The sequence below is a fragment of the Pseudodesulfovibrio pelocollis genome, assembly GCF_030282845.1.
Lineage (GTDB): Bacteria > Desulfobacterota > Desulfovibrionia > Desulfovibrionales > Desulfovibrionaceae > Pseudodesulfovibrio > Pseudodesulfovibrio pelocollis.
Map to the genome: position 1 here is coordinate 40,149 of NZ_JASTWE010000012.1, position 21,661 is coordinate 61,809.

Annotated in this window: 17 protein-coding genes; 9 read left to right on the top strand and 8 right to left on the bottom strand. The window is 66.1% G+C overall.

From position 1 onward, the window contains the following. Positions 1-141: 141 nt before the first annotated feature. The 3 genes from QQS14_RS06210 to QQS14_RS06220 all read right to left on the bottom strand — a co-directional run bounded on the left by QQS14_RS06210 (position 142) and on the right by QQS14_RS06220 (position 3,343). Positions 142-831 carry an acylneuraminate cytidylyltransferase family protein gene (locus QQS14_RS06210; RefSeq protein ID WP_285906097.1) on the bottom strand — a complete coding sequence of 230 codons (690 nt, stop codon included), beginning with the start codon at positions 829-831 and terminating at the stop codon, positions 142-144. Continuing rightward, positions 824-1,921, bottom strand: a complete 1,098-nt coding sequence (gene wecB / locus QQS14_RS06215) for a non-hydrolyzing UDP-N-acetylglucosamine 2-epimerase (RefSeq protein ID WP_285906098.1) — start codon at positions 1,919-1,921, stop codon at positions 824-826. Before wecB (QQS14_RS06215) ends, QQS14_RS06210 begins: the two co-directional genes overlap by 8 nt. A gap of 132 nt (positions 1,922-2,053) precedes the next feature. Next, positions 2,054-3,343: a glycosyltransferase family 4 protein gene (locus QQS14_RS06220; protein ID WP_285906099.1), complete on the bottom strand. Its 1,290-nt coding sequence runs from the start codon at positions 3,341-3,343 to the stop codon at positions 2,054-2,056. A 570-nt stretch (positions 3,344-3,913) separates the two neighbouring features. On the opposite strand from QQS14_RS06220, the gene QQS14_RS06225 reads away from it, so the two are divergent. Both QQS14_RS06225 and wecB (QQS14_RS06230) read left to right on the top strand, forming a co-directional pair. Further along, positions 3,914-4,741 carry a radical SAM family protein gene (locus QQS14_RS06225; RefSeq protein ID WP_285906101.1) on the top strand — a complete coding sequence of 276 codons (828 nt, stop codon included), beginning with the start codon at positions 3,914-3,916 and terminating at the stop codon, positions 4,739-4,741. 10 nt (positions 4,742-4,751) lie between these two features. Next, positions 4,752-5,888: a non-hydrolyzing UDP-N-acetylglucosamine 2-epimerase gene (gene wecB, locus QQS14_RS06230; protein WP_285906103.1), complete on the top strand. Its 1,137-nt coding sequence runs from the start codon at positions 4,752-4,754 to the stop codon at positions 5,886-5,888. Here wecB (QQS14_RS06230) and QQS14_RS06235 read toward each other — a convergent pair. Beyond that, the gene (locus tag QQS14_RS06235) at positions 5,885-6,949 is read right to left on the bottom strand and encodes a glycosyltransferase family protein (protein WP_285906104.1); all 1,065 of its coding nucleotides are present in this window, start codon (positions 6,947-6,949) and stop codon (positions 5,885-5,887) included. The genes wecB (QQS14_RS06230) and QQS14_RS06235 overlap by 4 nt on opposite strands. Before the next feature lie 282 nt (positions 6,950-7,231). Here QQS14_RS06235 and QQS14_RS06240 point away from each other — a divergent pair, with 282 nt between their 5' ends. From QQS14_RS06240 to QQS14_RS06260, 5 genes are read left to right on the top strand one after another with little or no spacing between them, the layout of a single operon-like run. Then, complete coding sequence (locus QQS14_RS06240) at positions 7,232-8,566, top strand: glycosyltransferase family 9 protein (RefSeq protein WP_285906105.1); 1,335 nt, start codon at positions 7,232-7,234, stop codon at positions 8,564-8,566. Then, entirely contained in the window at positions 8,559-9,686 is a 1,128-nt protein-coding gene (locus QQS14_RS06245) for an FkbM family methyltransferase (RefSeq protein WP_285906106.1), read from the top strand. The genes QQS14_RS06240 and QQS14_RS06245 overlap by 8 nt, the downstream gene beginning before the upstream one ends. Position 9,687: 1 nt before the next feature. Further along, positions 9,688-10,632 (top strand): glycosyltransferase family 2 protein, encoded by a 945-nt coding sequence (locus QQS14_RS06250; protein WP_285906107.1) that lies wholly within the window; start codon positions 9,688-9,690, stop codon positions 10,630-10,632. Between the two features lie 58 nt (positions 10,633-10,690). Further along, a complete protein-coding gene (locus tag QQS14_RS06255) occupies positions 10,691-12,373 on the top strand; it encodes an NAD+ synthase (RefSeq protein WP_285906108.1) in 1,683 nt (560 codons plus the stop codon). A 37-nt stretch (positions 12,374-12,410) separates the two neighbouring features. Further along, positions 12,411-14,174 carry a 6-hydroxymethylpterin diphosphokinase MptE-like protein gene (locus tag QQS14_RS06260; protein ID WP_285906109.1) on the top strand — a complete coding sequence of 588 codons (1,764 nt, stop codon included), beginning with the start codon at positions 12,411-12,413 and terminating at the stop codon, positions 14,172-14,174. A gap of 129 nt (positions 14,175-14,303) precedes the next feature. Here the strand turns inward: QQS14_RS06260 and QQS14_RS06265 are convergent, their stop codons facing one another. Continuing rightward, the gene (locus tag QQS14_RS06265) at positions 14,304-14,789 is read right to left on the bottom strand and encodes a hypothetical protein (protein ID WP_285906110.1); all 486 of its coding nucleotides are present in this window, start codon (positions 14,787-14,789) and stop codon (positions 14,304-14,306) included. Positions 14,790-14,937: 148 nt separating this feature from the next. On the opposite strand from QQS14_RS06265, the gene QQS14_RS06270 reads away from it, so the two are divergent. Beyond that, entirely contained in the window at positions 14,938-16,113 is a 1,176-nt protein-coding gene (locus QQS14_RS06270) for an NAD(P)/FAD-dependent oxidoreductase (RefSeq protein WP_285906111.1), read from the top strand. Between the two features lie 97 nt (positions 16,114-16,210). On the opposite strand, the gene QQS14_RS06275 is transcribed toward QQS14_RS06270, so the two are convergent. After that, a complete protein-coding gene (locus QQS14_RS06275; RefSeq protein WP_285906112.1) occupies positions 16,211-16,855 on the bottom strand; it encodes a peroxiredoxin in 645 nt (214 codons plus the stop codon). A 245-nt stretch (positions 16,856-17,100) separates the two neighbouring features. On the opposite strand from QQS14_RS06275, the gene QQS14_RS06280 reads away from it, so the two are divergent. Then, positions 17,101-20,010 (top strand): insulinase family protein, encoded by a 2,910-nt coding sequence (locus QQS14_RS06280; RefSeq protein WP_285906113.1) that lies wholly within the window; start codon positions 17,101-17,103, stop codon positions 20,008-20,010. Between the two features lie 83 nt (positions 20,011-20,093). Here the strand turns inward: QQS14_RS06280 and QQS14_RS06285 are convergent, their stop codons facing one another. Then, a complete protein-coding gene (locus QQS14_RS06285) occupies positions 20,094-20,762 on the bottom strand; it encodes an HAD family hydrolase (RefSeq protein WP_285906114.1) in 669 nt (222 codons plus the stop codon). Then, entirely contained in the window at positions 20,759-21,661 is a 903-nt protein-coding gene (locus QQS14_RS06290; RefSeq protein ID WP_285906115.1) for a deoxyribonuclease IV, read from the bottom strand. Before QQS14_RS06290 ends, QQS14_RS06285 begins: the two co-directional genes overlap by 4 nt.

Here is a 21,661-nt window from a genome sequence, read left to right on the forward strand (position 1 = left end):
TTCGCCCACCCCCGGCACTCTCTCGGATACTCCCGATCAACCGGGCAAGGCCGCTATCCAGGTACTCTTCAAGCCAGACGTCTCCCTCGGGTTCGGGAAACCGGAGAACTACGGTATGCTTCTTGTTCATCTCTTTGTGGCCTATGCTATTGTGTACAGCTCTCTTGAAAGCACTTGCTCTGCCAGAACAAGATCCGTCAGTGAATCGATATCTATCAACTCTGCCGGATGATCAAGGACATGGCAGTAAGGGTTGTCTACCCGACCTCGACGATGGCCATAAAAGGTTCCGTACGATCTGACCCAGGCCATGCCCTGCTCGTTGAGACGGTTACTGTCTTCAATGACCGTCACCGTGCCTCCTTCTCCCATCCGGACAAAACTGTTGCGTTGCGTTTGGATTCTCCTGGCAGTGTAGACCGGGCTGAATCCCTGCAATCCCTTGTTCACCAGTTCGTTGATGACACGAGACTGCCGGAAGGGGTGCGTCGGATACAGGCTGGCCGAAAAATCGGGCACATATCCCTCTTCCTCCCGAAGCCACTCATGGAGCTGTTGTTCCACCTCGCCAGGCCTGACGGAATCGCCGCCGAGATGCTCGGGCCTCAAAAAAGGAACCTCCGCTCCGTAGTCCCGGGCGATCTGGGCGATTCTCTCGCTGTCGGTCGAGACGATCACTCGTTCGAAGGCGGGCACGGCCAGGGCCACCTCAATGGTCCAGGCCAACAACGGCTTGCCATGGAGCGTGCGGATGTTCTTGTGCTTGAGGCCCTTGGAATTGGCTCTGGCCAAAATGATGGCCAAGGCTTTTTTATTGTTTTCTTCAGGCATGTGACGCCCACCCCCGTTCAGCCAAATCCTCCACGATGCGCAGGGCGGCCCGTCCATCCCACAGCTTTGGCCTGGCAGACCCTCTCCCTGCCCCGTTCAAGCCCAGGAAAGCCTCTTCGATCCCTTGGGGTTCCACCAGTCGGTTCGTCCCCTCCGAGCAGGTTATGGGTCTCTCGGTGTTGGGCCGAACAGTCAAACAGGGAACACCCAGGACAGTGGTCTCCTCCTGTATGCCCCCGGAATCGGTGACAACGGCTCTTGCCCCGACAACCAAAGACATGAACCCGATGTAGGGAGCGGGGTCGCAAAGCCGGACACCGCCCGCGCGCAGGCGCGAGTCATGGCCATCCTTCTCCAACGCGGCCAGCGTTCTCGGATGGCAGGGCCAAATGACGGGAACACTTTTTCCCATGCTCACAAGGGCGTTGACGATGCTCTCCAATCGTTGGGGGATGTCCGTATTGCTGGGCCGATGCAGTGTCACCACGACATATTCGCCCCGCTTGACTCCGAAGGCTTCCCACTGTTTGGCCGCTTCAAACGACGGCAGGAATGAGAGGAGCGAATCGATCATGCAATTGCCGACACACGTGATTTTCTCTTGGGCGATTCCTTCGCGAAGAAGGTTATCCGTGGCGTCCGGAGAAGGCGTCCAGTGAATGGATGCCAGGCTGTCCGTGAGCCTGCGGTTGATCTCTTCGGGCATGGTGTCGTCAAAGCTGCGCAGACCAGCCTCCAGGTGGGCAACGGGGACATGGAGCTTGGATGCGGCCAAGGCACAGGCCAGAGTCGAATTCACATCCCCGGGGACAATAACCAGATCCGGCCTGCTTTCCTGCAAAAACGCTTCATATCCGATCAGGACCGCCGCCGTTTGCCGGGCATGCGACCCTGACCCCGCCCTCAGGTTGACGACCGGCCGGGGCAGCTTCAACTCATCCCAGAAGGCACTGGAAAGCAGGTGGTCGTAGTGTTGACCGGTGTGAACCAGCTCAAGCTCGTAAGAGCCGCTGGCCGAGAGGGCGCTCCAGACAGGGGCTATCTTCATGTAATTCGGCCGGGTCGCCACCATCAGGTGTATTCGCTTCATATCCTCACCCTCTTTCGCTTTTCCCCGCGCCCTGTTCTGGAACGCCTTGTCGCTTCACGTGGATGACAGCCCCACACTGTTGTGCGAACTTACTCAAGTGAAACAAGTGCATTACGCGATCATCCTGGCCGACTACGTCGCGTCGGCTTGGTTCGTTCTTTCGCGGCCGTCGGCATCCATGCGAATTGCGGACGCCACGCCGGGTCTTCCCAGTTCGGCATACATGGTCACGAGACGTTCGGCATCGTGGGACCAGGCATATTTTCCCAGGGCCGCCTTGCGGCCATTTCTTGCCCGCAGCCGGGCCAATTCCGGGTTGGCGTGGATGAACTCAAGCTGGGAGCACATATCCCTTGCATCGTTGCACTTGAAGACAAAGCCAGCGTCCGCATCCTCGACAATCCGCTTGAGCGGCCTGCAGTCGCTAACAAGAATTGGCTTCTCGCAGATCATGTACTGGAAAAGCTTGTGCGGAACCGTTGTCTGCGTGTGCTCGAAATCATTGTGGGGAACCAGACAGACGCGACTGGCGTGGATGTAGCTATTGACACTCTCAAAGGGCTGCCAATTGATGGTTTCAACAGCGTTGGAAACCCCCAGAGCCTTTGCCCGGTTCCGAATCATGGCCGCATTGGAATTGTCGGTCCCCACAAACGTGAGAAGGAAATTCGGGATCGTGTGGACAGCCAAAGCCGCGCACTCAAGGGCAGTATCCCAACCCCGATGCGGACCAATGCCCCCGATAAAGGAAACCATCCATCTCTCCTCGTAGCGCTTGAGGATTGCTTCGGATGCCTGCTCCGCAGGGTAGTTGAAGGTGGTTTCATCTTCAGTGTTGGAAACAATCGTGACCATGTCCGACGGGATCTGGTATCGGGCAAACCGCTCGGCCGCTTCGGGCACCACCACGATCACGCGCTCGCATTTTTTCAGGGCTTTTTTCTCATGCCATTGCCACATGGGATAATTGAACAGGATGGACGCCTTCAGACGCATGAGGGGCCTCAGGTTCGAACGCCAGGCTCGCTTGGCGGCAGGCATGTTCTCGTGAAAATCAGCCACCACAGGCAGGCCGCGCGGCCCTGCGCAATCAAGCACCAACGGGAGATAGGGGAAATCATGCACATGAACGATGTCGGGCCGACACCGATCCAGGAACTGTTCCACGACGGGCTTGACCCAGGCCTCGCGCAGGGTGAAGTTGGCCCGCCGCTTCTGGAACCAGCTCGGCGGCCCTGTCACCTCTGCGCGAAGGATGTCGATGCCCGGCTCAAATGCCTCCGACTCCTCAGGATGGTCTGCGGTTTTTTTCGTGCAGATGGTGATATGATGCCCGGCGGCCGCCAATGCACGAGCCTCCTTAACAATTCGAATGTCTGGAGGAAATCCGTTGTTGCTGAGATGAATCATGGCAATGTGCATATCGTTTTCCGACGTTTTTTCACTCACTTTATGAACGTTTTCTTCCCGAGGGGCAGAGGCGGGCGTCACTGCCCGACCTCGCTGCGCATCGTGCCGAAAGCACCGTCAGATCAACCTCTAAACCACCAAAACAACGACGCTCCGGCCCTTGCCCCAACGGCACAGGATCAAAGAGATCGCTCGCGCTTGAGGGGCATTGATATCCGGCTACCATCTGGATTGACGCGCCGCAATCACCCAGAATGCCCTCGCGTTCCTCTCCGACAATTTGAATTGCCCCTGCTTGGCCCGGGGGAGAGGGGAACTTTCTACCCGGTCCAGCACCATGCAGCCAATAATCTGGCGGACGGTCATCCCTTGTCAGAAAAACACTTTTGTCTTGAATGTAGACGACTTCCGCACTGGTGGCACGGTCGCCGCCAGCGTCAAACGATTTTTGCAAGAACGGGGCCGAATGTGGCAAGGTGCCGGGGAATGCAATTTGCAGAACTTGCGAAGAGCGTCAGGACATGACCATTTCATTCAACAAATGAACGATGCGTGACAGTGCCAAACATGACTGAAAAACCCATGACCTTGACAGAGACCATAACCCGCATGGCCGACCGGCTCGGCACGGAGCCGGGCGAGGAGTATCGCAACCCCGCCGTGTTTGACGGCCATCTGCGCATCTACCCGACCCTGGCCTGCAACCTGCGCTGCGCGTATTGCGTCAACGAGGCCATGGGGTGCCGTCCCCACCGCCATCCCCACCGCCATCCCCTGGCCGGACCGCAGGCGTGGGCCGAGGCCATCAACCGCGAGGGGCGGCACGTGGTCTTCACCGGGGGAGAGCCCTTCCTGTATCCCGGCCTGGCGGAGGTCATCAATGCCCTGCGGCCCGAACTGCGGGTGCGCGTCTATTCCAACTTCTGCCTCGATCTTTCGGACCAGCTGGCCCGGATCGCCCGGCCCGTGCATTTCTTCGTCAGCTGGCACCCCCAGCAGCGGGCGGACAGGGAGGTTTTTTTGCGCAACCTCATGCTGATGCGCGACAGGGGCCGGTTCACGGCTGACATCCACGCCATCGACGCCGTGGAGACCGCGCCTGCCCTGGCCGACGACATCGCCCATTTCGCAAGGCACGGCTTCGCCATCGCCATGGACTCGGACCAGCGCGGCTTTGCGGGCGCAGGGCAGGGGCTGTGCCGCCCGGCGGCCTGCGCCAAGACCCTGTATCTCATCGCCCCGGACGGCTCGCGCTTTCAGTGCGTGTCCCGGCTGGTGCGCAACGACCGGCCCATGGAAAACATGCTAGCCGGGCCGCTCGGCCCGGCCGCCGCCGTGTCCGAGTGCCCGGATTTCGGCAACTGCGCCCCGTGCGACGCCCTGGGCGAAACCACCATGGCCGTGTTCTAGGAGAAGCCGCGTGTCCCTGAAACTGACCACGATCCTCGGCGCGAGGCCGCAATTCGTCAAGGCGTCCGCCCTGTCCCGCAGGGTGGCCCGGCTCAATGCCGAAGGCGCGGCCATCGAGGAGACCATCGTCCACACCGGCCAGCACTATGACCAGGAAATGTCCGATGTCTTCTTCTCGGAGCTGGCCATTCCCAGGCCGACACTCCGGCTTGCCGCTGCGGGCGACGACAGGGCCGGGCGCTTTGCGGCCATGGTCTCGGGCCTGGGGGATTTCCTGGGCCGGGTGCGGCCCGACGTGGTCCTGGTCTTCGGCGACACGGACACCACCCTGGCCGGGGCGCTCACCGCGTCGCAATTGGGCATTCCGGTGGCCCATGTGGAAGCCGGGCTGCGCTCCTACAACCGGACCATGCCCGAGGAGACCAACCGGGTGCTCACGGACCACATCTCCCGCTTCCTCTTCTGCCCCACGACCACGGCCGTGACCAATCTGGCCGCCGAGGGCATCACCGACGGCAAGGGGACCGGCGCGGAGCGCGTCCATGTCTCCCTGTGCGGCGACATCCAACTGGAGACCCTGCGCCACTACGCGGCCGCGAGCCGCCTCGCGCCGGAAATCGGCGAGCAGGTTCGCGCCCTGACCAAGGGCGGATCCTACGCCCTGGCCACCATCCACCGGGCCGAATCCACGGCCGATGCCCACCGCCTCGGCCAGTTGCTGCTCGGCCTCAAGCGGGTCGCCCGGCGGCTGCCCGTGGTCATCCCCCTGCACCCGGGCACCCGTAAAAAGATGGAAGAGCACGGTCTGGACCTGGACGATCCGCGCGTGCTGGTGCTGCCCCCGGTGGGCTTTCTGGACATGATAGCCCTGCTCGACGGCGCGTCCCTGGTCATGACCGACAGCGGCGGCCTGCAAAAGGAGGCGTTCTTCCTGCGCACGCCGTGCCTGACCCTGCGCCGGGAAACCGAATGGGTGGAGCTGGTGGAACTGGGCTGCAACCGCATCTGCGGCGTGGAGGCCGAGGCCATTGATCGCGGCGCGGCCCTGATGCTGGAAAAGGCGTGCGACTGGTCGGCCACGCCCTACGGCGCGGGCGACACCTCGCGCATCGTGCTCGAAACGCTGTCGGCGGCTTTTACCCGCTAGGCGAGCAGGGATTCCACCTTTCTGGCCCGCATGGTCCAGTGGTGATCGGCCTTGATCGCCTTCATCCGCTCCACCTTGGTCCCGTACTCGCGGATCATCCCCTCGGGATCGAAGTCGCCGAAATCGCCGAAGTCGGCGTCGAGCACCCAGCCCACGTTGTTTTCGGCCACGAACTCGGCCACGCTGGTGCCGCCGCTGACCAGCAGCGGAATGTTCTGGCCCACGGCCTCGTAGAGCTTGTTTGGCATGGCAAAGCCCAGGTACGGATGGTCGGTGCGGACAATGGCCGAGATGGTGTGCTCGGCAAAGGCCGCCTTCAGGGCGTCGCCGTGCAGATGGCAGACCGTCACCCCGCCCGGCAGGCTTCCGTAGAACCCCTGCCATTGCGCCCATTCCTCCTGGCGGGTGCAGACCGTGACCGGATATTGCGCCCCGAGTTTGATGAGCGGTGTGATGTCGTACACCGGGCTGGACACCCCGCCCACGTAGATGAAGCGCAGGTCGCCGGGCGTCCGGGGAAAGGGCCGGTCCACGTCCGAGGTCATGTCGTGGGCAGCGGGCAGCGGGCTGGCCTTGGCCTTGAGACCGTCGGGCAGCAGATAGGCCAGCTTCATGCTCGGCAAAAAGAGCACGTCCAGCAGCCTGGCGTAGTAGTGGAAATCCAGGTGATAGAAGAACTTGCGCCACAGCCGGGCGTGCCATGGCTTGTCCTGCATGAAATATTTGAATTTCCAGTAGATGTCGCGATAGAACAGGCCGATCTTGATGCCGTGCCCCTTGAGCCTGGCAAAGAAGTCGAAGTCTGCGAAGGGATAGAAGGGCCGGTTGTTCTTCTCGGTGAGCATGGTGGGCAGGACCGAGCTTTCGGCGTAGCAGAAGGCGTACTCCTCGCCCCGGTCAAGCCGTTTGGCGATGGCGGCCATGGCCTGGGCGCGGCTGGCCTTGTCGCCGGAGATGACGTCCACCGCATACCCCAGCGCCTCGAAGGCGGCGATCATCTTGCCGGGCCGTATGCCGCCGCCGGAGATGGCGTATCCCAGCCTGAATGGTACGTGAAACACGATGCGCGGTTTCGGCTGCGTGCTGTCCTGTGGCAAGGCTTGCTCCGTCATTGTTTTGGCACTATCATCCACCACGGCCCTGATTGCAAGTTGGAGGCCAGCCTTGCCGGGCAAACCGCCAGAGCCTTGGGCCACGCGGGCGCGCAACTTGCAAGGGCGTATGGCCCTGTCAATGCGTCCGCGCCGCCCCGGCGTCAACCCGGGGGGAGGGAGTGCTGCCAAGCCAAAGGAGACGGTCATTTCGTTGCAACGCCACGCCGCAAACCCCGGAGCCGTCCGGCCATGACCGTGCTCGTCCTGCCCGAACCGGGCCTGTGGCGCACCGGGCTGCCCGCCCCCCTGATCGCGATGGGGGACGCGGTCGTGGTCTGTCCGGCCGAGGACAGGCAGGATGTGGAACGCCTGCCGGGTGCTTCCCGGATCGTGACCTTTGAGGGCGGCTCCCTGACCCCGTCGCGGCCGGACCTCCGCGCCCTGGTCGTCCGGCTTGATCTCTCGGGCGAGGTGGTCCTGATCCGCGACGAGACCCTGCCCAGGGCATGGGACGCCTACGTCTGCGCCCTGGGCCTCGTGGGGGCCAAGGCCTTGCGGCTGCTCGGCCAGTCCGGGGAAACAGCCGTGACCCCGCCCCGCAGGCCCGACATGGGCGCGGTGCGCTCCCTGTTGCTCACGGCCTGTAGTGGTATCGGCAACGTGGTCCAGACCACGTCCCTCCTGGTGGCCGCCCGCCGCCATGGCCTTGATGCCGCCTTCTGCCCCGTGTCCGACGCTGGCGGCTCCCTGGCGCCCCTTTTCCGCACCGCGCTCCCGGGCCTGACCGTGCTCACCCCGGAGCAGGCCCATGGCTTCGAGGCGGACCTGCGCCTGAACATCGAGTGCCGCGCCCTGCTGCGGCCGGGCGATTTCTTCCATTCCCCGTATCGCGACCCCGTGACCCGGCACGAGGCCGAGGCCTATGCCCAGTTCTTCGCCAATGTCACCGGCCTTCCGGCCAGCCCGGACGAATCAGCCGTCGGCGGCCACGAAGCGGTGCCCGAGGCCGCCCTCAGGGGTCGCGTGGTCCTGTGCCCGGGCAGCAAGCCGGGTTGGGATTCCAAGCGCTGGCCGCACTTCGGGGCGCTTGTCCGGCGGCTCGAGAATCCGGTGGTCCTGTGTCGGCAGCAAGATCTTAAAGCCTATGCCACCCTTGATTTTCTCGCCCCCATCCGGGGCAACGGGGCCACGCTGGTCACGGAGGCGAGCCTGCCCGAGGCGGCCGCCATCCTGCGCCACGCGGCCGCCGTGGTGGCCAACGACTGCGGCCTGGCGCACATGGCCGCAGCCACGGGCGCGCCGACCCTGGTCCTGTTCGGCCCGTCCTCCCTGGGCAAGAACCGCCCCCTGGGGGCAAATGCGCGCACCCTGAGCCTCGGCCTCGGCTGCCAGCCCTGCCAAGGGGCCACCAGCGGCCCGGGGCGGCTGGCCCCGGGCGACTCTCGCTGCGACCTCGGCTATCCCTGTCTGGCCGACATGACCGTGGACATGGTCCTTGCTGAACTGCAACGCTGCCTGAAAACCGGGAAGCCGCCCATGCCGCCCGTCCCGCCGATCACTCCAGAAGGAACACGCCATGCCTGACCATCCCTTTCAGACCCTGACCGATCTGCCGCGCCACGGGCGTGTCCTGATCTATGGCTGCGGGGCTGCGGCCGGGACGGTGCTCGCCCGCATCCGGGCCGGGCGGCCGGACGTGACCGTGCCCTGCCTGATGGACTCGTTCAAGGCGGGCGAGGCCTTTGGTCTGCCGGTGATCACCCGGGCGGACCTGCCCGGCCTCGCGGGCGGTTTCGATCATATCCTCATCGCCTCGGCCTGGTGGCGTGACATCGCCGCCGCTCTGGAGCGGGAAGGCGTCACGGCCTGGGGCGTGGCCGCGCCCGTGCTCTGGCACAAGTACGTCTTCTCGAACGAGGAGCTGCTGCGGGCCAGACCCATGCTCGACGCGGTGGAGGCCATGCTCGCCACCGACCGCGACCGCGAGCTGTACCGCTTCCTGACCGAGTGCCGCCGCGAAAACTCGCCCCTGGTGGACATGGACGCCATTTCGCCGCGACTGGCCGATGCCGCCGGGGTCCGCGCCACCCTGTGCGCCCACCTTGGCGGGCAGTATCTCGATTTCGTGGTCCGCGACCGCATCCACACCGTGCTCCACGCCGGGGCCTATGACGGCAGGGACTGCCTGCGCTTTCTGGAGGCGTTTCCCGATGTGGCCATGATCCACGGGTTCGAGCCGCAAGGCACGGCGCGGATCAAGGCCGACACCCTCTCCGCCATCAGGGAATCGGGCCGGGTGCGCATCCACCCCCTGGGCCTGTGGAGCGACACCTGCTCCCTGCCCCTGACCGGCTCGGGCGGCTGCGCCACCCTGACCTCCGCTGTTTCGCCGCACGAGGCCGCAGGCAATGTGGACACCGTCTCCGTGGACGGGTTCGTGGCCCGAAACAACATCGGGCGGGTGGACTACCTGTGCCTGGACGTGGAGGGCGCGGAACTGCCCGCCCTGGACGGCGCGCGCCGCACCATCGAGGCCCACCGGCCCCAGCTGGCCGTGTGCATCTATCATCTCAAGGAAGACTTCTTTCGGCTGCCCCTGATCCTCAGGGACCGCCTTGACGGGTACGTGTACCGGCTCGGCCACTATAGCCACGGCCTGCATGAGACAGTACTTTACGCCATCCCCGAGGAGTTGGTGAATTGACATGACCCAGACAAGCCTGCTCGCGCCAAAACGATTCCTCGTGGTCATCCCCTGCCACAACTGCGGGGAGTACATCGGCCAGTGCCTGGATTCCCTGCTGGCCCAGACCTTCACCGGCTGGACCGCCCTGGTGGCTGACGACTGCTCCGACGACGACACGGCCGAGCGGGTGCGCCCCTATCTGGACGATCCGCGAATCCGGCTGCGCACCGGGGCCGAGCGCGCCTGGCTCGTGGGCAACAAGGTGGCCGCGCTACGCTCCCTTGATCTGTGCCCCTCGGACGTGGCGGCCGTGGTGGACGGCGACGACTGGCTGGCCCCGACCTGCCTGGAGCGGCTCTGGGAGCGCCACCGGGCAGGATACGACCTGGTCTACGCCGACGACGCGGTCGAGGGCGGCGGCCATTCGGTGGGCCGTCCTTATCTGGTCACGGCCCCGCCCAGGGCGCAGGCGTGGTGCTTTTCCCATCCCCGCTCCTTCAAGGGCTACCTCTTCGGCCTCCTGCCCGACGAGACCTTCCGCGACCGCGACGGCAACTATTTCCGCTCGGCCGGAGACCTCTCCCTGCTCCTGCCCATGGCCGAGCTGGCCGGGCCGGAGAAGATCGCCTTTGTGGACGAACCCCTGTATCACTACCGGGTCCATGACCGGTGCAACTTCCTGGTGCGGCGCGAAGAACAAATGCGCAACAACCGCGACATCCGGTCGCGGCCGCCGCTGATGCGGCAGACCAACCACTTCGACTTCGTGCATGGGGTGGAGCATCTCGAAAAAGCGGGCATCGACGCCCTGGCCCGCGAGGTGCGGGCAGCCCATCCCCTCCCCTTTACCGTGAACATCCGCCACCGCATCCCGGCGGACCAGGTGGCCGACTGGCGGCCCTACCACGGTCTGTGGGTGGAGGAGGGGGTGTACCTCAGCGCGGAGATCGTCGAGGGGCCATAGGCGTGGGTCGGCCGCCTTGGCGGTTGCCCCTGTCCGGCCTTTGGCGTATCCAGATTCCATGAAAGTCGGCGTGCTGCAACTCAATGCCATGGTGGGCGACATCGACGGCAACTGCGCGGCCATCAGGCAGGGCATGGCCGAGGCCCGAGCCATGGGCGCGGACCTGTGCCTGACCCCGGAGCTGGCCGTGACCGGCTACCCGCCGCGCGACCTGCTGCTCTACGACAGGTTTGTGGCCAGGGCCAGGGCCGCAGTCGATGCACTGGCCCGCGAGCTTGAGGACGACGCGCCCGGCGGGCCGCCCCTGCTCCTGGGCGGGGTGGAGCCGAATCCCTGCACGCTGGGCAAGCCCGTCTTCAACGCCGCCTTCTGGTGCGAGGGCGGGGCCATCCGCCGCACCTTCCGCAAGACCCTGCTGCCCACCTATGATGTCTTTGACGAGGCCCGCTACTTCGAGCCAGCGCCAGCCGAACACAACGCCTGCGGCGAGCAGGCCAACATCATCAAGCACCAGGGCCGGACCATCGCCGTGACCATCTGCGAAGACGCCTGGAACGACAAGGACTACTGGGAGACCCGCGTCTACCCGCGCGATCCGCTGGAAGAGGCTGCGGCCCACGGGCCGGACCTGATCGTCAACCTCTCGGCCTCGCCGCTCTTCCTGGGCAAGCAGCGGCTTCGCGAGGACATGCTCGGGGCCGTGGCCCACAAGTACCGCGTGCCCCTGGTCTATGCCAACCAGACCGGCGGCAACGACGACCTGATCTTTGACGGCCGCTCCTGCGCCTTTGGCCCGGACGGCAGGCTCACGGGCCGCGCCCCGGGCTTTGCGCCCGCAGTGGCCGTGTTCGACCTTGACGCGCCCCGGCCCGGTGCCATCGCCGACGACGATTTCGGCCGCGAGGCCGAGACCTGGCGCGCCCTGGTCATGGGCACCCGCGACTATGTGCGCAAGAGCGGCTTTTCCTCGGCCCTGATCGGCCTGTCCGGGGGCATCGACTCGGCCGTGACCGCGGCCGTGGCCGCCGAGGCCCTGGGGCCGGAGAACGTCACCGGCGTGCTCATGCCCTCGCCCTATTCCAGCCAGGGCAGCGTGGACGATTCCCTGGCCCTGGCCGCCAACCTGGGCATAAGCACCCTGACCCTGCCCATCGCGCCCATCATGGACGCCTTCACCCGGGCCCTGGCCGTACCCTTTGCCGGATTGCCCGAGGACACCACCGAGGAGAACATCCAGTCGCGCATCCGGGGCAACCTGCTCATGGCCCTGTCCAACAAGCGCGGGGCCATGCTCCTGACCACGGGCAACAAGAGCGAGCTGGCCGTGGGCTACTGCACCATCTACGGCGACATGTCCGGCGGCTTCGCGGTCATCTCGGACGTGGACAAGACCGGGGTCTTTGCCCTGGCCCGCTGGCACAACGCCCATGTGCGCGAGGCCATCCCGGAAGCCACCATCACCAAGCCCCCCTCGGCAGAACTGCGGCCCGACCAGAAGGACCAGGACTCCCTGCCGCCCTACGACGTGCTCGACGCCATCCTGGCCCTGCACATCGAGCACCACCGCTCGGCGCGCCAGATAGTGGAGGCCGGATTCGACCCGACCACCGTGGATCGCGTGCTGCGGCTGGTCCGCTCGGCCGAGTTCAAGCGCCGTCAGGCCGCGCCGGGCATCAAGTTGACCCCGCGCTCATTCGGCACGGGCTGGCGCATGCCCCTGGCCTGCCGCCGCGAGATATGACCCACGGCCCATCGCGGTCCAAACACACGGACACCACATGCTGACCACCTGTCTCGACCTGCTGACCAAGGACCACATCCAGGGCAATCCCCTGGTCATCACGCTTGGCGCGTGCCAAGTGGAAGCAGGGGTCTCGCCCGCCAGGGCGCTGCCCCTGCCGGACGCAGGCCCGGACTCCATGTCGGCCATTGGCCGCATCCCCCTGGCCGAGTTTCGCGATGGCGCGGTCCTGGTGGTTTCGTCATCCCTGGCCGAGTCCGACTACCCGGCGGTGCGCCGCATCCAGAAGCACCTCGTCTTCTGCCTGATCAAATACGTGTGGTTCCCCTGCCAGGATACCGCCACCCCGGACCCCCTGGGCCTGGGCGGCGACAAGGGACCGCTGGCCGATCTGCTCTATCAGATCAACGCCATGGAGAACCTGCCCCATCTCCTGTCGTGGCCGCGCGCCAAGAGCCTCGCGGGATCGCTCCCGCCCATGCCCGTGCTCCTGCTGCTGCCCGGCGACTCGCTGAACGATCTCGCGCCCCATCTTCCCGCCCTGGCAGAACGATTCCTGGTCCTCTGCCTGTCCAAGACCCTGGCCTTTTGCCGCGACGCGGGCATCACGCCGGACATCGTGGTCCAGCTAGACACCCATGGCGAGCAGGCCAACTTCTATCCCGATGACATGGACCTCTCGGACAGCTGGCTCCTGGCCCTGTCCTGCATCCCGGCCAGCCGCTATCTCCACCGCTTTGCCGGAATCTTCTGGATCGACACCTTTGACCCCTGCCTGTTCGACAACGGCTATGAAATCCGCAACTCCTGGCTCAGCTCCTTCATCCCCATGCTCGGCGTCGCCGAACTGCTGCGCCCGGCCAGCCAGCTGGTGGCCGGGGCAGACCTCGCCTTTGGCTGCCGGGCGGACGGCCCGTGCACGGATGAAGACCAGCCGCTCTCTAACGCCCGGAACCTGACAGCGGTGGGCCCGGGCACCTTTGCCGCGCGCCTGGGCAACGGCCGGACAGGGACCACCACCATGCAGTTCATGGCCACGGCCTACGAGGCCGAGACCATCGCCGCCGAGCTACTGATCAAGGGCGGCACTGTCTGCTACAACCTCTCGCGCACCGGCCTGCTCGACCCAGACGTGTTTGAACACGCGGCACCGGACGCTTTCCTGACAGCCCCGACCATTGACCGGGCCTTGTTCCGCAAGGGCATGGAGCGCGCCTCGCGAGTGGGCCTGCCCAAGGTGGCCGGGGCCAAGCGCATGCTCTACGAGCGGCTGAGCATGGCCGAGACCCTGACCCGTCAGGCCGAGGCCCTGGTTGCGGAAGCCAGACCCGAGGACCTGGCCGACAGCCCCCTGCTCTCGGCCACCAAGCTGCTGACCCACCTGCATCCCGTGGCCGACACCGCCACCCGGGTACACATTGCTCTTGAACTCATCCGGCGCTACCGCGACATCCTGCGCCAGCGCATCACAGGGTTCCGGCTGGCCGACTGGGCCGACCGGGGCAAGACCCTGCCCCTGCTCTGCCACCCGGACGAGCGCGACGCGCTGCTGACTGCCCTGAGCCAACGCTTTCCAAAGGCGCACTGGCGCACCCTGCACACCTGGGAAAACAATGCCAACCGCACCGCCACCCTGAAGGCGGGAGCCCTGCCGCAGTTCCTGCACGACCATCCCGTGACCCTGATCTCGCGCCGCTATGCCGAGTGCGCGGACTACCTGCTGCGCCTGCTGCCCAGGGATACCTCCCTGATCGTCGAGGACATCCTGGCCGCGCCCTGGCCGCCCGGCCGAGGCCAGTGAACCGACCAAGAAAACGATCCTTGGGAAAAGCGCGAAAAAGCCCGGCGGGCACATGCCGGGCGGGCCGCGATAATGGCGAGGGAAAACGGGACGAAGGAAGACGGGCGGGAGTGCGCTGCGTGGCGCAGGTCACATGGTATTGATCAGCGAGCGGCCCTTGCCGTCGCCATCGTCGATGATGCCGTAGGCCTTGATGTCCTTGTCGAGCTTGTCCAGCACGGCCGGGACGAGGTTGCTGCGCCGGGCCCGCCGGGTGGGGGCCGAGACAGAGCCGCCGTCGGCCATGGCCATGCGCACGGAAAAGATCACCTCGGTGGTGTCGGTCACCGCCCTGTACGGGTCCTGAAGCGTGATCTCGATGGTCACGTTGGCCAGCCGGGAGTCGTGCCGCCTGATGAACTCCATGATCTGCGCGCGCTCCTCGGGCGTGAAATCCTTGCGGCCGAGATCACCGGCAAAGGTGAGCTTGCGGTCGGCCGAGCGCTCGAACACGGTCTCGCCCTCGGGCAGCATGTCCAGGTTGAAGAAGATGGCCACAACAATGCCGGCCAGAAGCACGAGGAGGAAATTCCTCGTCCTCTCCCTGCTCTTTTCCCTGCTGTGGCTGCTTTGCATGACTTCTCCGGTCAGTTGGCGGTGTTTCCCGAATGGGGAACCAGACCCATACTATGATTTCGTTGTTTAGCAAAGCGGCCCGGCACCCCTTGCGCGACACGCGCCGCCCGGTGTACGACACAGGGCAAAATCCCGGAGATTCACGACCATGCGACACGACATCATCATCTGCGGCTGCGGTCCGGCCGGGGCGGCGGCCGGGCTGACCCTGGCCCGGCAGGGGCGCTCGGTGCTCATGCTCGACAAGGCCCACTTCCCGCGCCCCAAGCTGTGCGGCGGACTGCTGACCTGGAAGGCGGTCCGGCTGCTGGAAACCGTGTTCGGCGAGACCATGGCCGCCCTGACCGATGCCGGAATCGTCACCCACGTGTCCGAGCGCTACGCCATCCGCTCGCCCCGTGCCGTGCTGGCCCAGGGCGGGTTGCCCTATCCCTTCCACTTCACGGACCGCGCCCGCTTCGACGCCCGGCTGCTGGAGCACGCCGCCCGGGCCGGGGCCGAGATACGGACCGGAATGCGCGTGGCCGCCTGCGACCCGGGCGCCGAGGGAGCGGGCCAGAGCCGACCCGCCCGTGTCACCCTGGCCGACGGCACCGCCCTTGAGGCGGACCGGCTCATCGGCGCGGACGGGGCCAACTCCGTGGTCCGCAACAGCTTCCCCGGGCTGGACAAGGCCCGCTTCAACCGGTTCATGGCCCCGGCCATCGAGGTGGCCCTGGACCCGGCCGCCCTGTCCGGGCCCGTGGATTGCCCGCAGTTGCACGTGGGGTTGCTTGAGGCCGGATACGGCTGGGTCTTTCCCGCCGGAGACCGCGTGCAGGTGGGCATCTGCGGCCTTCGGCGCGGAAACGTCAATTTTTCCAGTGTATTTAGAGATTTTATCGACTATCTCGAGATCGATCCGGCGGCCGTGCCGCCCCTGCGCGGGCATCCCTTGCCCTATGGCAACGCCCTGGACGACCCGGCCTGGGGCCGCGCCCTGCTGGCTGGCGACGCGGGCGGTTTTGTGGAGCCGCTCTTTGGCGAGGGCATCTTCTATGCCCTGTGCACCGGCCTCTATGCGGGACAGGCGGTGGCCAAGGCCATGGACACGGGCCAGGCTGCCGGACCGCTCTACAACCACAGGCTGCGCCGCGACATCCACCCCGAGCTGCGCTGGTCCGACAGGCTGCGCTGGATGCTCTTCCGAGCCGTCAAGCTGGCCGGGCCGCGCTCTCTGGGCCTGTTCGTCAATTCCGGGTCCACCCGGCTGGCCGAGATGGTCCACGGCATGCGCTCCTTTGCCTGGCTGCGCCCCAAGCGCTGGTATTTCCTGGAACAATGACGGTGTGGACCGCCGCGCCCGGACGCGGCAGCGCCCCTGCCGGAGGGTCCGGCAGGGGCGCTTGGCAACAGGAGTTACGAGAGTGTGAGGGTCGTAACTATTCGTTGAGGGCCTCGTACACCTTGCCCACCAGCCCCTCGCCCGGGGTCAGGGTCTTGGAGCCCGGGGTCCATTTGGCCGGGCAGGCCTGCTCGGGGTGGTCCTTGAGGTAGGCGTTGGCCTCCATCTTGCGCACCAGTTCTTCGGCGTTGCGGCCCACGTTGTAGTAGTTGACCTCGGCCGAGACCAGCATGCCTTCGGGATTGATGACAAAGGTGCCGCGCAGGGCCAGCCCGGAGTCGTAGTCCCAGACATCAAAGAAGCGGGAGACCTCGCCGGTGGCGTCCGAGGCCATCTTGAATTTCACGTCGGCCAGCAGCCGTTCGTCGTTCTTCCAGGCCAGATGGGTGAACTTGGTGTCGGTTGAAACGGAGATCACCTCGGCCCCGAGCCCGGTCAGTTTCTCGTGCTTGGCTGCCAGGTCGGCCAGCTCGGTGGGGCAGACAAAGGTGAAGTCGGCCGGGTAGAAGAAAAGAACGACCCATTTGCCCTGCTCGCGCAGCGCTCCGAGATCCACCTCGCAAAAACCGCCCTCGGCCGGATCAAAGCTCTCCATGACAAAGGGGGGCACCGCCTGCCCGACCCTGGCGAATTCCGGGAACATCTCGTCGTGGTTGTGGTCAGTGTCGCATCCGCAGCTCATGGCATTTCTCCATATGGTCAAAAGGTTGTACCAAGGTTATGAATGATTCCTATTTTCAATCAATCTATGTGCGCGTCCGGGTGGCGTCAAGTGTTTTTTGCACCCACTGCGCACTTTGATCCCGGGGCCATGTGGTGTATAGGCATGGACTGCCGCGCCGCCCTGCCCGGGCGGCCCGAATCGTATGGCCATGCATGAACGGCCCGAACGCACCTACAGCAGGCAAACCCAAGAGAGCACGCATAATGAGTCACGGTTTCACCAAAGTCAGGGAGCTTGAAATCCCGGAGATGGCCGCCACGGCCCACCTGTATCGCCACGACCGGACCGGCGCGCGCGTCCTGTCCATCGTCAACGACGACGAGAACAAGGTCTTTGGCATCACCTTCCGCACCCCGCCCAAGGACTCCACGGGCGTGGCCCACATCCTGGAGCACTCGGTGCTCTGCGGGTCCGAGAAGTATCCGGTGCGCGAGCCCTTTGTGGAGTTGCTCAAGGGGTCGCTCCAGACCTTTCTCAACGCCCTGACCTTCCCGGACAAGACCTGCTACCCGGTGGCCAGCGCCAACACGAGCGACTTCTACAATCTGGTGGACGTCTACCTCGACGCGGTCTTCTTTCCCCGGCTGACAGAGAACACCCTGAAGCAGGAGGGCTGGCACCTGGAGCTGGCCGGGCGCGACAAGCCCCTGACCTACAAGGGCGTGGTCTACAACGAGATGAAGGGGGCCTATTCCTCGCCCGACTCCCTGCTGCACGAGCACTCCCAGCAGTCGCTCTTCCCGGACGTGACCTACGGCCTGGACTCGGGCGGCGACCCGGCGGTCATTCCCGACCTGACCTTCGAGGGGTTCATGGCCTTTCACCGCGACCACTACCACCCCTCCAACGCCTACGCCTATTTCTGCGGCGACGACGACCCGGACACGCGCCTCGCCATCCTCGACGCCGTGTTCTCGCGCTTTGAACCGCGCGAGGTGGCGGCCAGCCGGGTGCCGCTCCAGCCCCGGTTCACCGAGGCGCGCGCCCTGCGCAAACCCTATCCGGCCTCGGAGCGGCTGGACAAGGCCATGTTCACGGTCAACTGGCTGCTGGCCGAAACGGCCGACCCGAATCTCAACCTCGCCATGCACATTCTGGAACACATCCTGGTGGGCCTGCCCTCGTCGCCGCTGCGGAAGGCGCTCCTGGACTCGGGTCTGGGCGACGATCTGGCGGGCGTGGGCCTGGAGGCGGACATCCGCCAGATGTTCTTCTCCGTGGGCCTCAAGGGCATGCACCCGTCCAACGCCATCAAGGTGGAGGCCATCGTCTTCCACACCATCAAGGAATTGGTGGAAGGGGGCATCGACCCCAGGGACATTGAGGCCGCGGTCAACTCCGTGGAGTTCGACCTGCGCGAGAACAACACCGGCTCCTACCCGCGCGGCCTCTCCCTCATGTTCCAGGCCCTGTCCACCTGGCTCTATGACGACGAGGACCACGAAGGCGATCCGCTGCTGCTCCTGCCCTTTGAGAAGCCCCTGGCGAACATCAAGGGGTGGCTCGCCTCGGGCGAGAGGATTTTCGAGGAGCTGCTGGCCCGGCTCTTCCTGCACAACCCGCACCGCACCACCGTGCTGCTGGAGCCGGACCGGAAGATGGCCAAGCGCATGGCCGCCGATGAATCGGCCCGGCTCAAGGCGGTCAAGGAGGCCATGACACCGGCCGACCTCGACCGGGTCATGTCCGAGGCCAAAGAACTCTCCCGGCTCCAGGGCGAGCCCGACGCGCCCGAGGATTTGGCCTCCATCCCGCGCCTGTCCCTGGCCGACCTGCCCGCCGGGAACAAGGCCATCCCCACCGAGGCGCGCACCCTCGGCGCCACGCCCCTGCTCTTCCACGACCTGACCACCAACGGCATCGCCTATGTGGACCTCGCCTTCGACCTCGCGGTGGTGCCCGACGAGCTGCTGCCCCTGGTGCCCATCCTCGGCCGCGCCCTGACCGAGACAGGCACGGCCCGGCGCGACTATGTGGACCTCTCCCAGTGGATCGCCCGCACCTCGGGCGGCATCTGGGCGCAATCCTTCACCGCCCCGGTCCTGGACTCGGACCGGGCCGAGGGGCGGTTCATGATCCGGGCCAAGGCCACGGCCGAAAAATTCGCCGAGACCGCCGAAATCCTGACAGAAATACTGACCTCGGCCCGGCTGGACAGCCGTGAGCGCGTGGGCCGCATCGTGTCCGAGGCGCGCGCCCGGGCCGAGCAGCGGCTGGTGCCCTCGGGCCATCAGGTGGTGGCCACCCGGCTGCGCGCCCGCACCCACGCGGCCCACGCCATGGAGGAGCGCATGTCCGGCGTGACCGGCCTGCTCTTCCTGCGCGACCTGGAAGCCCGGATCGAGAATGATTTCCGCTCCGTGGCCAAGGACCTGGAGCGGCTGCGCGGGCTGTTGCTCGCCCGGCCCGGGCTGGTGGTCAACGCCACCATGGACGCGGAGACGCTGACCCGGTGCGAACCCGCCCTGGCCGCCGTGGCCGCGGCCCTGCCCGAGACGCAGGCGGCCATGGTCCCGCGCGGGCCCCTGGATCTGCCCGGCCGCGAGGGGCTGGCCATCCCGGCCCAGGTCAACTACGTGGGCAAGGGCGTGAGCGTGGCCGAGCACGGCCTGTCCTTCAACGGCGCGGCCCTGGCCGTGAACAAGCTGCTGCGCACCGGCTACCTGTGGGAGAAGGTGCGCGTGCAGGGCGGGGCCTACGGCGCCTTCTGCCTCATCGACCGGATCGGCGGCGGCATCGCCTTTGTCTCCTACCGCGACCCCAACCTCGCGGCCACCCTGGACGCCTTTGACGCGGCCGCCGACCACCTCGAGCGCCTTGATCTCTCGGAAAACGAGCTGGAAAAAACCATCATCGGGGCCATCGGCGAACTGGACGCCTACCAGCTGCCCGACGCCAAGGGCTTCACTGCCCTGGTCCGCCACCTGACCGGCCAGACCGACGCCTATCTCCAGACCCTGCGCGAGCAGACAATGGCCACCTCGCGCCAGGACCTGGCCGATTTCGCCCGGGCCGTGCGCGCCAACGCCGCCCACGGCGCGGTCTGCGTCCTGGGCGACGAGGAGGCCATGACTGCCTCGGGGCTTGACCTGGACATCACCCGGGTGCTGTAGCCTCTGCCCTGTCACGAATGAGCGGCCCGGTGCGTGCTGACGCGCCGGGCCGTTTTGTTTTTCCTGGTGCCGGAGGGTCGGAATCAGATCAGCCCGGCCTCGTCGAGCAGGGGCAGGAGCGCGGCCACGTCCGGGGCGATGAAGTCCGGCTTGAGGGCGGCAAAGGCGTCGGCACCCTGGTGGCCGCTGGTCACGGCGGCGCACAGGGCGCCTGCGCGGCGGCCGGTCTCCACGTCCATGGGGTGGTCACCCACCATCAGGGTCCGGGCCGGGTCCGCGCCCAGCCGCTCAAGGACCTGCATCAGGTGGGCCGGGTCCGGCTTGACGCGCACCGCCGCCTCCCGGGCCACAAAGGCCCCGACCTCGGCATCGATGTCTGGAAACACGAGGCGCACGGCCGCCGAAATGTTGCGGGTGATGACCCCGGTGGCCACGCCCCGGTCGCGCAGCAGGGCCAGGGCGGGCCGGGTGAAGGCGAAAAGCCGCCCCTCGCGGGCCGCGTCCAGCTCCGTGGCCGCCAGGACCAGCCTGCCGCGCGAGGCGAACTCCAGCCCCTCGTCGCGGTCCATCTCCATGGCCCGGGCCACCAGTTGATCAAGCCACTCCAGGGCGGGCGTGCCGTCCGGTTCGGGCCGCTCGCCCAGGAACACCTCGCCCAGGGCCGCGATCTTGCGCTTCATCAGGTCGAAATCCAGGGTCAGCTCGGCCAGGGTGCCGTCAAAGTCGAAGACAATGGCGTCGAGCCGGTTCACGGCAGCCCTCCGGCATCGCCAGCCAGCCCGCGCAGGATGGCCAGGTTGCGCACGTCGTCGGCCAGGTCCGTGTCCTTGGGCGTCTCCAGCACCTTGGGCACTGCGGCGAATCGCGCATCGCGCATGAGCAGGCGAAATCCCTCAAGGCCGATGGCCCCCTGGCCGATGTGCTCGTGCCTGTCCTTGCGCGCGCCCAGGCCGGTCAGGGTGTCGTTGAGGTGGAAGAAGCGCAGCCGGTCCAGCCCGATGACCCGGTCGAAGTCCTCGAAGGTCTCGGCGTAGGCCTCCGGGGTGCGGATGTCGTAGCCTGCGGCAAAGGTGTGGCAGGTGTCGTAGCACACGCCGAGGCGGTCCGGGTGGCGGGACAGTTCCATGATCCGGGCCAGCTCCTCGAAGCGCGCCCCGAGGTTGGTGCCCTGACCGGCCGTGGTTTCCAGCAGGACCATGGCCCGGCTCGTGCCCGAGCGCTCGATGGCCCGGTCCAAAGCCTCGGCATAGCGACTGGTGCCCGCCTCCACCCCCTGGCCCAGGTGGGAGCCGGGATGGGTGACGAGATACGGGATCTTCAGGGTTTCCACGCGCCGCAGCTCCTCGGCAAAGGCGGCCAGGGAGCGCTCATGCAAATCCGGGTCGGGCGAGGCGAGGTTGATCAGGTAGGAATCGTGGGCAGCCACAGGGTGGTCGCCCCACTGGGCCCAGGCCTCGGCAAAGAGGGCCGCATCCAGGGCCGAAAGCTCGGGGATACGCCACTGGCGCTGGTTGCGGGTGAACAGCTGCAGGGCCGTGCCGCCCACGGCCGCGATGTGGGCAAAGGCCATGTGCAGCCCCCCGGCAATGGACATGTGCGCGCCCAGCGGGCCGCCAGGTTGCTCCAAAGCGCTGCCGCTGTGCGCCGCCAT